10 protein-coding genes are annotated in these 13289 nt (G+C 68.9%); 1 reads left to right on the forward strand and 9 read right to left on the reverse strand.

Annotated features, from left to right (window positions below; translation table 11 throughout):
- Positions 1-86: 86 nt before the first annotated feature.
- From OG709_RS34175 to OG709_RS34210, 8 genes are all read right to left on the reverse strand, one after another.
- Positions 87-2498: a glycoside hydrolase family 65 protein gene (locus OG709_RS34175; protein ID WP_266645364.1), complete on the reverse strand. Its 2412-nt coding sequence runs from the start codon at positions 2496-2498 to the stop codon at positions 87-89.
- Positions 2495-3283, reverse strand: a complete 789-nt coding sequence (locus OG709_RS34180; protein WP_266645362.1) for an HAD family hydrolase — start codon at positions 3281-3283, stop codon at positions 2495-2497. The genes OG709_RS34175 and OG709_RS34180 overlap by 4 nt, the downstream gene beginning before the upstream one ends.
- A 281-nt stretch (positions 3284-3564) precedes the next feature.
- Positions 3565-6780: a glycoside hydrolase family 2 TIM barrel-domain containing protein gene (locus OG709_RS34185; RefSeq protein ID WP_329168918.1), complete on the reverse strand. Its 3216-nt coding sequence runs from the start codon at positions 6778-6780 to the stop codon at positions 3565-3567.
- Positions 6781-6946: 166 nt separating this feature from the next.
- Positions 6947-7402 carry a DoxX family protein gene (locus tag OG709_RS34190; RefSeq protein WP_250301476.1) on the reverse strand — a complete coding sequence of 152 codons (456 nt, stop codon included), beginning with the start codon at positions 7400-7402 and terminating at the stop codon, positions 6947-6949.
- A gap of 264 nt (positions 7403-7666) precedes the next feature.
- Positions 7667-8182 carry a lytic polysaccharide monooxygenase auxiliary activity family 9 protein gene (locus OG709_RS34195; protein ID WP_250301475.1) on the reverse strand — a complete coding sequence of 172 codons (516 nt, stop codon included), beginning with the start codon at positions 8180-8182 and terminating at the stop codon, positions 7667-7669.
- A 333-nt stretch (positions 8183-8515) separates the two neighbouring features.
- The gene (locus tag OG709_RS34200) at positions 8516-9103 is read right to left on the reverse strand and encodes a hypothetical protein (RefSeq protein ID WP_329168920.1); all 588 of its coding nucleotides are present in this window, start codon (positions 9101-9103) and stop codon (positions 8516-8518) included.
- 138 nt (positions 9104-9241) lie between these two features.
- Positions 9242-10753 carry a UbiD family decarboxylase gene (locus tag OG709_RS34205; RefSeq protein WP_250301473.1) on the reverse strand — a complete coding sequence of 504 codons (1512 nt, stop codon included), beginning with the start codon at positions 10751-10753 and terminating at the stop codon, positions 9242-9244.
- A gap of 77 nt (positions 10754-10830) precedes the next feature.
- Positions 10831-11442: a UbiX family flavin prenyltransferase gene (locus OG709_RS34210; protein ID WP_266645354.1), complete on the reverse strand. Its 612-nt coding sequence runs from the start codon at positions 11440-11442 to the stop codon at positions 10831-10833.
- 112 nt (positions 11443-11554) lie between these two features.
- Between OG709_RS34210 and OG709_RS34215 the strand changes: the two genes are divergently transcribed.
- Positions 11555-12013 (forward strand): MarR family winged helix-turn-helix transcriptional regulator, encoded by a 459-nt coding sequence (locus OG709_RS34215; RefSeq protein ID WP_250301472.1) that lies wholly within the window; start codon positions 11555-11557, stop codon positions 12011-12013.
- A gap of 339 nt (positions 12014-12352) precedes the next feature.
- Here the strand turns inward: OG709_RS34215 and OG709_RS34220 are convergent, their stop codons facing one another.
- On the reverse strand, positions 12353-12940 hold the full coding sequence (locus OG709_RS34220; protein WP_250301471.1) for a hypothetical protein: 588 nt from the start codon (positions 12938-12940) through the stop codon (positions 12353-12355).
- Between the last annotated feature and the right edge of the window lie 349 nt (positions 12941-13289).

Genomic DNA, 13289 nt, shown 5'->3' on the forward strand with positions numbered 1-13289 from the left:
GTGGACGTGAGGGCTCCAAGTCCCGGGCGTACGTACGAAAATAACCGTCAACGTATCCGTTCGGGGAGCGTAGTGGGTGCAGGTCTTCACGATTCGGGCAGGTCCAGCCACCGCGACGCGCCCGGAGGGATCGTGAACGAGCTGCCGTCCAGGGCGACATGCACGGGAGCCGCGTCCTCGTCCGGCACGGCGATACGCAGACGCTGGGCGCGAAGGCGCAGCTCGACGTTCCAGTGCCGGCGGAAGCGGATGCGGACATCGAATTTCGAGAGCTGGGGCAGCGCGGCCGGAGCGAGCCACAAGGTGTCCTCGCGGGTCTCCAGCCCGGTCATGCCCCGCTGCACCAGATCCAGGGTGCCGGCCATGGCCCCCAGATGGATGCCCTCCTCGGTGGTGCCGTCCTGGATGTCGGCCACGTCACCGGTGAGGGCCTCCTCGCAGAACGCCCAGGCGTCAGCGGGCCGGAACCGCGCCAGGACCCACGCGTGCACCAGCGAACTCAGCGTGGAGCCGTGGCTGGTGCGCGCCAGGTAGTAGTCGACCGTGCCGCGCCACAGATCGTCGTCCAGGTCGTATCCGAGCTGCTGGAACGTGGTGGCGAGTTCGCCGGGGGAGAAGAGGTAGCCCAGCATCAGCACATCGGCCTGCTTGGACGCCTGGTAGTGGTTGACGCTGTCCCCCTCGGACTCCAGGATCCGGTCCAGGCGCCTGATGTCCCCGTACCTGCGGCGGTAGTCCGCCCAGTCCAGCTCGGCCAGCTCCCCGTAACCGGCGAACTGGCTGATGACGCCGTCGTGATGCGGTACGTACAGATGGCGGGAGACGTCCTCCCAGCGAGTCACTTCATCCGCACTCACCTGCAGGCGGTCGAACAACTGCCCCTGCTGGACGGCGGGAAGAGCGCGGCACAGCTCCGTCGTCCGTGCCAGCACCCAGGCCGCGGTCACGTTGGTGTACGTGTTGTCGTCGAGCCCGCCCGCCCCGGCCCCCGGGTAGGCGTCGTGGTACTCGTCCGGGCCGACCACGCCCGTGATCCGGTAGCGGGAGAGCGAGGGGTCCCAGGCCGCGGTGTCGGCCCAGAACCGGGAGATCTCCACGAGCATGTCCGCACCCTTGGTGTACAAGTACTCGGTATCGGCGGTCGCCTGGGCGTACTGCCACACGTTGTAGGCCACGGCCGACCCCACATGGTGCTGCAGCCGTGAACGGTCCGGAAGCCACCGGCCCGAGCGCGGGTTGAGGTGCAGCTCCTGGGTCTCCTCCCGTCCGTCGCCGGCACTCTGCCACGGGTACATCGCGCCCCGGCGGCCGACAGCGCGCGCCGCCCGGCACGCCGCGGGCAGCCGCCGGTGGCGGTAGTCGAGCAACGACCTGGACACCTCCGGGAGATGCAGATTCAGGAAGGGCAGGACGAACAGTTCGTCCCAGAAGACATGGCCCCGGTACGCCTCCCCGTGCAGGCCCCGCGCCGGCACCCCCACATCGAGCTCGACCGTGTGCGGGGACAGGGTCTGCAGAAGATGGAAGAGATGCAGCCGGAGAATGCGGCCCGCCTCACCCGGTACCTCGATCCGGACCTGGCTCCACAGGGCGTCCCAGGCCCGGTGGTGGCCGGCCAGCAGCCCGTCGAAGGCGGGGGCGTCGCGCACGGCTGCGCGGGCCGCGGCCAGGGGGTTGCCGATCGCCGGATCGCGGGAGGTGTAGAGCGCCACTGTCTTCTCGACGACCGCGTCCTCTCCGGGTGCGACCGGCAGGGCCAGCCGCTGCACGGCGGTCCGGGCCGTGAGGGTCGGGCGGGCGGCATCGTGGTCCCCGGCGGGAGAGGTCACCGCAGTCCGCGCGGCCAGCGCCACGCCGATGTCCGAGGTCCTGGTGCGGCACTGCAGCCACAGCAGGTCCGCCCGCTCGGAGCCCGTCGTCCAGCCGGTCAGATGGTGGCTCGCCAGGTCCCGGTACCGTGCCACACCGCTGTTCCGGACATCTCCGTCGAGCCCGGTCTCCACCTCCACCTCGCCGGTCCACCCGTCGACCGTGAACCGGGTGCGCAGCGCGGCCAGATGCGGATCGCCCATGTGAACCAGGCGGCACTCCTCCACTGTCAGCCGTCTGCCCGCGCCGTCCTCGTAGACCGACCGGCGGGTCAGCGTGCCGCCACGCAGATCCAGGTCCTGCCCGTGCTCCACCAACCCGCTGTCATCAGGCGTGAGCCACGGACCCGCTCCGCGGCCGGCGGGCCGGATGCGGTAGCGCAGTGGCAGCCAGTTCGGCAGGTTGACCATGTCCTCGTTACTGACCTGACGGCCGTCCACCGTGGACGTCAGCCGGTTGTAGCACCCCGCCGCGTACGTCCCCGGGTAGTGCACCCCGGACGCGCCGGATTCCGTCCCGGCTCCCCGGGTGGCGAAGTACCCGTTGCCGAGCGTGCACAGCGCCTCGCGCAGCCGTTCCTCCTCGGGACGGTAGCCCTCGTACGACCAGACCCAGGCGGGCGCCGTCATCGGCGGGCCCTCGGCGGCGCAGACGCACCGGTCCCCGGCACGAGCAGATCGCCGGGGTCCGGCACCACCAGATCCGCCCCGTGCCGACGAAGGTTCTCGGCGCTGTCCGGACCCCCGGTACGGTCCACCCCGACCACCAGGGCGAAGCCGCCCTGCCTGCCCGCCTCCACCCCGGCCAGCGCGTCCTCCACCACCGCTGCCGCGTCCGGGGGACAGCTCAGACGGTCGGCAGCCGCCAGGAACAGCGCGGGGTTCGGCTTTCCCGGCAGCCGCAGCCTGAGGGCCTCGTTGCCGTCCACCACGGCATCGAAGAGGCTCAGCAGGCCGGCCCTCGACAGCAACTCCGTCGCGTGCCGGGACGCGGAAACAGCCGCCACCGCTGTTCCGGCGTCCTGAAGAGCGTGCAGCAGACGCACCGTGCCCTGATAGGTCCTGACCGGGTGGGCACGCAGACCGTTCGTGAAGAGTTCGTCCTTGTGCGCCGCCACTGCCCACACCGACGAGGTGCCCGGAGGATCGTCAGGGTCACCCAGGGGCAGCTCCAGCCCCCTCGACTCCAGGAACGCCACCGCCCCGTCCAGCCGCGACCGGCCGTCGACGTACCGGAGATAGTCCTGACCGGAGTCGAACGGGCGCTGCCCGGCCCGTGCCGAAAGGAGGCTGTCGAATGCCTGCTTCCAGGCCGCCGCGTGCAGCCGGGCGGTATCGGTGATGACTCCGTCGGTATCGAAGACCACGGCGCGCAGGGACCGCAGTCGCGGCATCGGCACCAGTTCGGCGGTCATGTGGACGGGTCCCTTCGTGGGGGCGTCCACTCCATGGCACCACGGCTGTACGGCCGTGGCACGTCGGCACCACGGCTCTACGGCCGGGCACGTCGTACAGGGCGTGCACCGCTTCGAACGGGGACCCCGTGCCCGCAACTGAATTGTCGCGGGCGCCCTCCGGGCGAGAGGCTGGAGGCATGCACCCGGCAGAAGACGAAGCCCCACTGACCGGAGGGCGGATCACCGGGACCGGCCCCCCGGTCCGCCTGCCGTGAGGAGCAGACGGACCGGGGCTCCGGTCAGGCGGCCCGCAGCCGGTACGCGTACGTGTAGGTGCGCCCCGCGTGCAGCAGGTACTGCGCGAGCGGTGGGGCTCCCCACGAGTCGTTGCCGCCGACTCCCATCTGCCGGTGGTTGACCCCCAGGATCGTCTCGTCGCGCCGCTTCAGTTCGTAGGGATGCTTCGGCCCCTCCAGATCGAACGGCGAGTAGTGCAGAACGCTCGTCTCCAGCATCGGCTCACCCTCGCCCGGATCGGCCTGCACCAGCAGCCCGGTGCCCGCACGGTCCGTCACCGTGAGCCGGCGTACGTCGGTCATGTTGCCGGTCTGTTCGGGCCGGACGTACGCCGCGACCTGCTGATCGACCGTGGAGCGGTAGCGCCCCACGAACGCGCCGGTGTGCCGGTCCCAGTAGTTCTCCTGCGGTCCGCGCCCGTACCAGTCGATCTGCTCGAAGCCTTCGGGAACCGTCAGCAGGGCGCCCACCAGGGGCAGATCGGGCAGTCCGACGGGTGCGTCCAAGGTGTGCCGGACCCGGATCTCGCCGTCGCCGCGCACCGTGAACACGGTGGTCCAGGTGGACGCCGCGGGGGAGGTGGGCAGGGAGCAGCCCACCTCGACGGTGACCACTCCCGGCGACGGACGGCCGGTCTTCACGGATGTCACCTTGCGGTCGGTACCGGCGGACCGCCAGGTCCGCAGCGAGGTCTGGGCGCCGCGGCCGATGTCGTTGTCGGTGGGACCGCGCCAGAAGTTCGGCACGGGGCCGCCGGCCAGGAGCAGTTGCCCCTTCACCCGGTACGACGCGAGCGTTCCGGTGGACTTGTCCAGTACCACCTCCATGTCGCGCCCGCTGATCAGCACGCGCGCGTCGGTCTCGTCGACGGTGAGGGTGGGCAGCGTGTCCGGGGGCGGGTCGGCGGGGGCCGGGGTGTGCCAGTCCAGCGCGAGCTGTTCGGCGGCCACGGTGTGCCCGGCCTCGGCCCAACTGGCCGAGGACTTCAGTACGAAGGACACGTTCAGCCAGTACTCGGCGCCCGGCTCGGGCGATGACGGCTTCCGGTACGGGATGTGTACGATCCCCTCGCTGCCCGGCCGCACGTCCGGCGCGGCGAGTGTGCCGTGCTGCACGCTCCGGCCGTCGCAGGTCACGTCCCACCGCAGCTCGTACGCGCCCAGGGTGCTGAACAGGTGCTTGTTCCGCACCGTGACCGTGCCCGCCGAGAGATCCGCGGCGGCGACCCCGACCGGTTGGTAGACCTTCTTGAGCTCCAGCAGACCGGGGTGCGGGATGCGGTCCGCCGAGACCAGACCGTTGCAGCAGAAGTTGGCGTCCGTCGGGTATCCGGCGTGCCAGTCCCCGCCGTACGACAGGTAGGTGTGCTTGGCGTCGCCCGGCACCGGGAGGCGGATGGCCTGGTCCACCCAGTCCCACACGAACGCCCCGTGCAGATTCGGGTAGCGCTCGAAGACGTCCCAGTACTCCTTGAGATTGCCACTGCTGTTGCCCATGGCGTGCGCGTACTCGCAGAGCATGAACGGCGTCGGGTTGCCCGACTTGCCGTACGCTTCCACGTCCGCCGGTTTCGTGTACATCTCGCTGTGCAGGTCGGCGACCGCGTTCATGCCCTCGTAGTGCACGGGCCGCGAGGTGTCCCTGGCGTGTGCCCAGTCGGCCATGGCCTGGAAGTTGGAACCCTGACCGGCTTCGTTGCCCAGCGACCAGACGACGATGCTCGGGTGGTTCTTGTCGCGTTCGACCATGGAGCGGAGCCGGTCCACACAGGCGTCGGTCCACTCGGGCAACCAGGTCGGCACGATGTCGCGCACCCCGTGCGATTCCAGGTTCGTCTCGCCGATGACGTACAGGCCGTACTCGTCGCACAGCTCCAGCCAGCGCGGATGGTTCGGGTAGTGCGAGGTGCGCACCGCGTTGATGTTGTGCTGCTTCATCAGCCGGATGTCCTCGACCATCCGCGGCTCACGGATCGCCTGGCCGTGGTCGGGATCGCTCTCGTGGCGGTCGGTGCCACGGAACATGATCGGCTTGCCGTTCACGGTGAACGTGCCCGGTCCGTAGTCGACTTGGCGGAAGCCGGTACGGATCCGCTGGATGTCGACAGCCTTTCCCGTACCGTCGGTGAGTGTGACGATCAGGGTGTACAGGTTCGGGTCCTCGGCCGACCACAGTGCGGGCGCCTCGACGTCGGCCTTCAGCACCACTTCCGCGTCCCCGGATCCCATCGGGACGTCCCCGGCGAGCGGCCGGCCCACGCGGCGCCCCCGGCCGTCGTGGAGCACCGCCTCGATCCGGTGGCCGGTGGCCTCGGCGGTGCCCCGGTTGCGCACCGTCGCGGTGACCGTGAGGACCGCGTCACGGTAGGAATCGTCCAGCGCGGTCCTCACGAACAGGTCCTGCACATGGACGGTCGGGATCGCGTAGACGTACACGTCGCGGAAGATCCCGGACAGGTCGATCATGTCCTGGTCTTCCAGCCAACTGCCGTCGGACCAGCGGTACACCTCGACGGCGAGGGTGTTGGCGCCCGGCCGTACATGGTCGGTGATGTCGAACTCGGCGGGGGTGTAGCTGTCCTCGCTGTAGCCGACCTTCTCGCCGTTGACCCAGAGGAAGAACGCCGACTTCACGCCTTGGAACGAGATCAGGGTGCGCCGCCCCGACCAGTCGCGGGGGACGGTGAAGCTACGGCGGTAGGAGCCCACCGGGTTGAAGTCGTGCGGGACGTTGGGGGGTACGGGGATTTCGTAGCCGGTCCACGGATAGCGGATGTTGAGGTAGATCGGCTCCGGGTAGCCCTCGATCTCCCAGTTGGACGGTACGGGTATGTGGTCCCAACTGCTGTCGTCGTAGCCGGGCGCTTCGAAGCCGGTCGGCCGGGCGTCCGGGTTCTTGGACCAATGGAAGCGCCAACTCCCGTTCAGCGAGCGGAAGTAGGGGGACTTCTCCATGTCTCCGCGCAGCGCGTCGGAGGCACTCGCGTACGGCACGAGCCGGGCTCGCGCAGCCTCTCTGTTGATCTGGAAGACACGCGGCTGCCCGTCCCATACGGCACTGTCCGCAGTACCGGCCGTCGCGGAACTGCCCACTGTGGAACTGGTCGCTGTGGAACTGGTCGAGGCGAAGGCCTGCTTCTGTGCCGCGAAGACGGACCAGCCCGCGAGGGCTGCACCGGTCGACAGAACGGATCGGCGGCTCGGACGGTTTGGGCTCATGCGGCGACTCCGAACGGAAGGCAACAAGAACCACCAGCATCAGACGGAAGCACTCAACGCACAAGACTTCGAACCGTACGGATGGCATCACGGCCCGTGTCCGCCTGGCGGGTGGCGGGCGCCGCCCGTGGCCGCGCGGCGCCACCGGCGCGCCGCACGAGAGCAGTCAGACCGCCACCTTGCCGGCGTCGGACCCGGCACTTCGAGCCGGGCGGGCGGACGCTCGACGGCTGCGCAGGAGCAGCGTGTCCAGGGCCCAGACGCCGGGACCGGCGACGGCGATCAGCAGGAAGGTCCAGCAGAACATCACGGACGGCTCACCCCCGTTCTGGATCGGGAGGAGCGCCTTGTGCTGATGGATGGTGAAGTACGCATAGGCCATGGAGCCCGAGCACAGCAGGGCCGCCGGGCGCGTGGCCAGGCCCAGGACGACGAAGGCGCCGCCGGCGAGCTGGATGAGGGCGGCCCACCATCCGGGCCACGTTCCCACCGGGGTGGCAGCGCCGGTGCCCGGAGTTCCGCCGAGAATGCCGAAGACGGTCGCCGTGCCGTGGCACACGAACAGCGCCCCGACGATGACACGGAAGAGGGACAGGGTGCGTGGCCAGAGCTTCTCCTGCATGACGTCGAGCCTCCGTCAACTGGTGGATTCGTGAGGCGGGTTCCCGGGCAGATGGGCCCGGCCGGTCCCGGGCGGACCGGACGCGAGCAGCCCGAGGAAGCGCTGATGTGCGCGCCGGGCCACCCCTTGGGCGCGAGCCGAAAGGAAGGAAGTGGCCAGGGGGTGAAAGGAGTTCGCGCGAGCGTACCTGCGAGGGAGCCCCTGGACGGGTGGTTCAGGGGCTCCTCGCGCGTGGGAGCGGATGTGCGGTGGTGAGGTGCTGCGTCAGCCGACGTTCACGTCGATGCAGGTGTAGAACGCGTTGGCCGTGTCCGCGATGTTCCACACGGCCAGGACCTTCTGCTTGCCCTTGAGGCCGCCGAAGTTCACCGAGTGGGTGACGGTCGCACCGGGCTGCGCGCCGTGGTCGTCGAATTCGGCGATCTTCCGCCCACCGGCGAAGTACTGCCACGTGCTGGTCGCGTGCCGGGCGGTCAGCGTCCACTTGAACTGCGTGGTGCTGGCGACGGGGGTGACCTTCCAGCCCTTGGCGTCGTTGTCGAGCTCCGAGAACCGCGCGTTGCCACCGCTGCAGCTCTGGAGGCCCTTGGGTCCTTCGACGCTCTGCGGCTCATAGGTGATGGCGCCGCAACTGACCGTGCCTGCCGCGCACTGTGCCTGCCTGCTGGGAGGCGATGAGACATATCCGTGAGCACTCGCGGAACTCGCGGGGAGGCTCAGTGCGAGTACCGGCGCGAGAACGGCGCCGATGGCAGCAGCTGTCTTCCTTTTCGCATGCATGAGAACTCCTTCACATCAAGTCTTCCTGCACGCAAGGCCCGTGGGGGGACACAACTGCGGCAGGCTGGCCTCTCGTGTGGGCGAGAGACGCGAAGGGCGGCGGTGCGAACTCCGCCTGAACCTGGGTGTGTCCCGGGCTGGGCGGAGTGGAGCTTCAGTGGTCTCTACCACCTTGGACTAGACCATACAGGCCGACGTGTTCGCGTCAAGGGGATCCGTCCGTCCGACCCGTCGCGCACGAACGGGCCGGCACCCGGAGTGATTGAGCCATCCGTGCTCAATCGCGCCTGGATGCCGGCCCGTTGTGGGAGTCCACGAGACCCCGATCGACGTTCAGCCGGTGACCGGCCACTCCAGCGGGTCGCTGGAGAAGCCCTGGCTGAGTTCGACCGCGGCGGCCTTCTGCCCCTCGGGGATGAGGAACGCGGTGCAGATCTTCTCCGACTGCCCCGGGCTCAGCTTCTTCCCGGTGTCGGGGGCGGGACAGTTCGGCCACTCGGCCTCACCCATGACGACGACGAGTGCCCTGGTGCGCACGCCCTTGTCCGTCCTGACGACCAGGTCCTCGTCCATGTCGCCGACTTCCATGGCCTTTCCGCTCTGGTGGGTGACGGTGGCCCATACGTACACCGGGACTTCCGGCCTCTTTTCCTTGCTCGTGTCCAGACCGGATTTGTCCATGTCGGCCTTGGTCCCGGTCTGCGCCTTCGTGGGGGTAACCGTGAACTTGCTGCCCTTCGAGCTCTGCATGGTGCTTTCCTGCGGCGGGCTGGCTTCGCCCAGCCGGTAGGCCTTCTTGTGGCCCGCCGAGTCGGAACTGCGCTTGTCCTTCCCGGAATCCGAGTTGTTGCAGCCGGTCAGCGCCACCGCGAGTGCCAGAGCACCCGCCGCCGCCGGAACAGCACGCGTCCATGTGCGCATATCCATATCGCATGTCCCCGTAAAAACGTTTCCGTTGCCCGGCCGGGCGGCGCAACCCGCACGGCCGCCGTGCTTGAGCACACGATCCTGCCAGAGTGCAATCGGCCGATGGTGGGGAGGGGTTGTCATGGACGACGCTCAGCGGGTCGGAAGCCCCGGCGCCGGGAACCCGTAATCGGTCCAGCCCTCGACGACCCGCTTCTGCATCTCGTCGGGGAACGAATGCCGGAACGACGCGGTGACGCCCCTGGTGACACCGTCGAACTGTTCGGGGAGCAGGCAGCTCAGCACGGACTTGCCGCCCCGTCCGCTGTGCACCTCGTCGGGAGTGAGGTACGGGACCATGGGGATGCCCGGTGCCTGCGGGTAGACGTACTCGCCGGTGCCGGGGTGGTACCGGGTGGCCATGGCCCACACCACCTGGTCGATGTCGGTGATGTCTATGTCGTCGGCCACCAGAAGGACCTTGGGCACCAGCCACCCGGTGTGCGAGTTGAAGAGGACATCGGCCACGGCGTCGGCCAGTTCCCGTTCGGTCATGCGCATCGCCGCCAGCCGCCGGATGTCGACGGACACGACGATCCAACAGGTCGCGGCTTCGTAGGAACACCAGGCCAGGTCGACCGGCAGCCCGCTGGAGCGCAGCAGATCGAGACTGGCAGCCGAGATCATCGTGCCCCAGATGGTGTGGTTCTCCTCCGGCGGGAGGCCCGCCACGCAGACCGGCAGGATGGGATCGTCGCGGTAAGTCACCGTCTCGACGTGAAAGACGGGCTGTGGCTTGCTCTCCGCGAAGGAGTATCCGTGGTACTCGCCCATCGGACCTTCGGGAGCGGTCCCGTCGGGGCTGATGTATCCCTCCAGCACGATCTCGGAGTTGGCCGGAACGTACAGGTCGTGCATCTCGGTGCGGACCACCTCGACGGGGGTGCCGGTCAGCGCGCCGACATAGCCGTCCTCGTTCACCTCGGCGGGCAGCGGCATCCCCGCCGCGGCCAGCGCTGCCGGCGGGGCGCCGAGCACCATGGCCCACGGCGTGGGCTCACCCCTCTCGCGCCACATCCGGTGAATCCTGCCGAGGTGCTGCTGCGGCATCGCGGGGCCGACCAGGGTGGTGCGCCCGTGCAGCATGGTGCGGCTCACCGACCAGCTCGTCCACTGCCCGTCGGGGGAGCGCACCACATGGAAGCCGTACGTCCCGAAGTACCGGCCGCCGTCCTCGGCGTGCAGCAACGGCACGGGGAACCGTTCCAGGTCGACCTCGTCGCCGGTCAGCACGTTCTCCTTGCAGGGACCGGTCTCCACCACCCGCGGGGCGACGGGATCGGCGTGCATGGCGGAGATGAGCTTCTCCAGCAGTGCGCGCGGTGTGGCCTTACGCTCCAGGCCGAAGTGCGCCGCGAGCCGGCCGTACGTCCCTCCACCGGGACCGCTGAGGCCGGCAGGCGCCCCGAGGATCCGGAACCCGGCGGCGCCTTCGGTGAGGTTGCCGAACAGCGGGGCGGGGCTTCGGGTCTCGTAGACGCGCCGGGTGACAGCGCCGACTTCGAGTGTGGGGCTGACCGGAGCGCTGACGGCGACCGCGTCGCCGGAGGCAAGCAACTCCGCGACGAAGTCACGGAAGTTGAGCGCGCTGCCGCGTTGTGTCATGACAGGACCTTTCTTTCGGTAAGGGGTGTGAAGGGGCCGTGCGACGCACGCGGCGCCGCGTGCGGCCGGGGAAGGGATCAGGGGGCGTCTGAGGTCCGCGCCGGCGGAACCGGGTCACGGCGCGCGGTCGCCTTGATGCCGTGCCACCGCCGGGCCGTGGGCAGGTCGAGGCCGAACTGGTCGAGGATGCGCGCGACGGTGTGATCGATGAGATCGGCGATGCTGGAAGGCTGGTTGTAGAACGCGGGGACCGGTGGCATCACGGTGGCGCCCATCCGCGTGAGTTCCAGCATGTTCTCCAGGTGCACGGACGACAACGGGGTCTCCCGGGCCACCAGGACGAGTTGACGCCGCTCCTTGAGCATCACGTCCGCCGCCCGGCCGATCAGGCCCTCTCCGTAACCGGTGCGAATGGAGGCCAGCGTCTTCATGCTGCACGGCACGACCACCATGCCGTCGGTCCGGAACGATCCGCTGGAAATCGAGGCTCCCTGGTCTTCTGGGCTGTGATGCACCGACGCCAGAGCTTCCACGTCCCGCAGCGAGTGCCCGGTCTCCTGCGCGAGCGTGACCCGCGCCCAGCGGCTGACGATCAGGTGGGTCTCCACGTCGAGTTCTCCCAGGGCTTCGAGCAGGCGCACCCCGATGGGCGCGCCGGTGGCCCCTGTCATTGCGACGACGAGTCTCACGCCGTCACCTTCCTCTCGGTTTCGTCACGAACAGTTATTACGTACACGTCCTATTTGATGCACGGTATAGTACGTGTACGTCCTAATCAATTCGGGGGAACGGCGGCGAGTGATGTCACAGGAGAGAGCGGACTCCGAGGCCGGAGTTCTGACTGCCGCGATTGCCGGGCTCGGCCCCCTGGCGCGTCAGCTGAACCAGGCGCATACGAGGCTCTGGTACGAGCAGGTGCACCAGGACCTGACGGGGCCCCAGTTCACCGTCCTGAGCCTGCTGCGTACCCGCGGTGACATGGACCAGGGCACGCTCGCCGCGCTGGCTCATCTGGACAAGTCGACCGCGGCGCCGCTCCTTGACCGACTGCGCCGACGGGGTCTGGTGGAGATCGGCAGGGACGAGAGCGACAGGAGGCGCAAGCTCGTACGCATCACCGGAACCGGCCGGGAGCTGGCCGTCCGTCTCGCTCCCGCGGTCGCCGAGGTGAACGAGCAGTTGCTGGCGCCGTTCACCGCCGAGGAACGCGACCAGTTCCTGAGCTTGCTGCGACGGGCGGTTCAGCGTTCGGAGCGGTAACGCCCCCCCGACGCCTCCCGGTGCGTCCGGGAGGCTGTGCGCGCCTTCGTGCCGCCGGCGTCCTGGACGCTTCCGCTCGCACCGCACCGGCGGCGTGTTTCTTGATCTGTGTCGGCAGTCACTGCCGGGCGCAGCTGACCGCTCGTCCGCGCCGATCGGTCCGAACCGGTCTGTCAGCGCGGCTGGTGGTACGCCCGGGGGATGTCGGTCCGGTGGGTGGGACGCGCCGTGCGCCGAAGTGGTGGGCCCTGTCGGATCGAGCACGCTGACCCGGGCGGCAGCCCGAGTCCGTACCCCACAGGCAGGAACGATTCACCCGGCGCCTGGCGCGGGCTCTCCCTACGCCGTGGCGGCCTTGTCGCTGTCCGCGGTCCCGGCCCCGGTGGGTGCGGCCTGGTAGTACACGTTCCGGCCCTGCTTGGAGCGCTCGATGAGACCGCGTGCGACGCCCTGCTCCAGCGTGTTGCGCACGACGGTCACCTGAATACCTCGCTGGGGGTGTGCCTCGGCCACCCCGGCGGCGATCTCGGTGGAGGACTTGGGCTCGTTCTGCCCGGCGAGGTAGGTGTTGATCAGCTCGATCCACGTCGGCTGGTTCGCACCCTGTGCGGGGGCAGCCTTCTTGGCGCGGGCCGCCCCGCGGCGTGCGGGTTCCGCTGCGGTCTTCGACGAGCGCCCCGCCTTCTTGCCCGCGTCCTTGCTCTTGGGGCTGCGCGCTCCGGGCACCTTGGCCGACTTCTTGCCGGCGGCAGTCACCGTCCCGGCAGAGGTCTCAAGGAGGTTCTGCATCTTCACGAGAACCTGTCCGCTGTCCTCCAGCTGAACCAATTCCTCCTGAAGCCGGGACAGTTCCGCCCGGACGCGGTCCTGCTCGCTCTGATTGGCTGCCAGATCACTGGCAACCTTCTGTGTGTACTCAGCCTTCACACCGGAGGCAGTGTTGACCGTAGACATGAGGTCCTCGTCTTTCGCTGTGTGTCGAATGGGTGTGGTGGGGATGCTACTCACACCATCGAAGACAATTCTTCAGCGGTACCCGATTGAATGCGGGCGGGACCATTTCTGTTCGATCACGTTGCACGAGTATTCAAAGTCTTACCTGCCGTGCCACGAGGTTGCAGGTGGTCGGGCAGGGACCCGGCGGGTACGGCTCCAGGTGCTGGTCCCGGTGGGCGGCGCCGTCCGTGTGACGACGGGGAACGCCACCTCGAAATCCGGAGCAACCAAGTTCGAGTCGTATTTCGACCGTGGCGGCTGCGGCAGCTTCGGATCGTCC

The organism is Streptomyces sp. NBC_01267 (assembly GCF_036241575.1).
Lineage (GTDB): Bacteria > Actinomycetota > Actinomycetes > Streptomycetales > Streptomycetaceae > Streptomyces.